We start from the raw sequence: 1,443 nt of genomic DNA, 5'->3' as shown, positions 1-1,443 counted from the left end.
TCTTATAATAGTAGAAATAGCTAGAAGATGCAATGTATACATGAAGAAAACAAATGAAATTCATCTTTTATTCACTATTTTGCATTTACAATGACTAAACAGGAAATTTTTCCTGCAGTTTTGGAGAACATAATGATTGAAAGAGAAGGAGGTTATGAATGAAGAGGATCATTAAATATTTTATTTGCCTATGTCTATTCCTTTATTATGCTCCTATGGGCAATGCTGAGGCAGAAACACAATATGTAGTTAATCGTGGGGATACCCTTTGGAAAATTGCTTTAATTAATGGAATTGAGCTTAAAACAATCATTCAAAGCAACCCACAAGTATCAAATCCGCATTTAATTTTTCCAGGACAAATAATAACAATTCCGGACCTAAAGAGAATAGAAAAGAGGATCTCATTATCTTCTTCCGAAAGAAGTCTTTTGGAGCTTACAAACACGAAGAGGGCAAATGCAGGACTGAAGCCCTTAATAGTTGATTATAACTTGACTAAAGCAGCGAGAAGAAAAGCTCTGGATATGATGGAAAAAGAATATGTGTCGCATATTTCACCAAGCTATGGAGATTCTTCAAATATGTTAAAAGCCTTTCAAATTCCATTTGAAAAGGTCCAAGAAAGTATTGGTGCAGGATATAGTTCACCAGAAAAGATTTTCACACTATGGATGAATTCTTCCGTTAACCAGTCAAAGCTATTAGATAAACTGTCTACCCATATAGGTGTTGGTCATGCAGAAGGTGGTCTTCATGGCCATTATTGGACAGTACTAATTATTCAAAGAGTAGAAGGAGGAAGTTAGATGGAGAAGATCCGTGATATTATGACTGATAAAGTTGATAGTTGTTCATTGTTAGACAATGTATTTGAAGTCGCTGTTAAAATGAAGGAATTAAATGTTGGTGCAATTCCAATTGTTGATAATGAAAAACTTGTTGGGATGATCACTGACCGGGATATCGTATTACGGTGTGTGGCTGAGAAAAATCCGCCATCTTCAAAGGTTGAAAAAATCATGAGTAAAGACTTAATAACTGTTACAAAAGATATGGATGCTCATGAGGCAGCTAGTTTAATGGCAAAGCACCAAATTAGACGATTACCTGTAGTTGAAGGAAACAAATTAGTTGGAATTGTTTCTTTAGGTGATTTTGCTGTGCACCATTTAACTGACCAAAAGGCAGGGGAAGCCCTTACTGAAATTTCCGAAGCAAGCAATGAAATTCAGCATTAAAGCATGGAACACCTTATTAGGGTGTTCTTTTTTAATATAGTAACAACTAGGAAATGAATGACGACAAAAGCAAAGTATTTTATATATAAGGACAGAGAATTATTATCCAAAATTCGTGAAATTTATTAGAATTTTCTGCCCTTTATATTAAAAAGAATGTAAATGATGTTATACTAATAATTGAGAGTTATCATATATATAT

Annotated in this window: 2 protein-coding genes; both read left to right on the top strand. The window is 33.7% G+C overall.

What is annotated here, in order from left to right:
* Positions 1–158: 158 nt before the first annotated feature.
* Positions 159–809, top strand: a complete 651-nt coding sequence (locus tag V7149_RS20680) for a LysM peptidoglycan-binding domain-containing protein (protein ID WP_335347480.1) — start codon at positions 159–161, stop codon at positions 807–809.
* Positions 810–1,241: a CBS domain-containing protein gene (locus tag V7149_RS20675; RefSeq protein ID WP_335347479.1), complete on the top strand. Its 432-nt coding sequence runs from the start codon at positions 810–812 to the stop codon at positions 1,239–1,241. It begins immediately after the preceding gene.
* The last annotated feature ends 202 nt before the right edge of the window (positions 1,242–1,443 follow it).

It is taken from the genome of Bacillus sp. JJ1503, assembly GCF_036965125.1.
In the GTDB taxonomy this organism is placed as follows: domain Bacteria; phylum Bacillota; class Bacilli; order Bacillales; family Cytobacillaceae; genus Cytobacillus.
Note: the sequence above shows the minus strand (reverse complement) of the source record. Positions and strands in the feature narration are given on the sequence as shown.

Bases quoted from the DNA above. Each gene is read 5' to 3' on its own strand.
- V7149_RS20680 (WP_335347480.1), top strand. From the start codon at position 159: ATGAAGAGGATCATTAAATATTTTATTTGCCTATGTCTATTCCTTTAT.
- V7149_RS20675 (WP_335347479.1), top strand. From the start codon at position 810: ATGGAGAAGATCCGTGATATTATGACTGATAAAGTTGATAGTTGTTCA.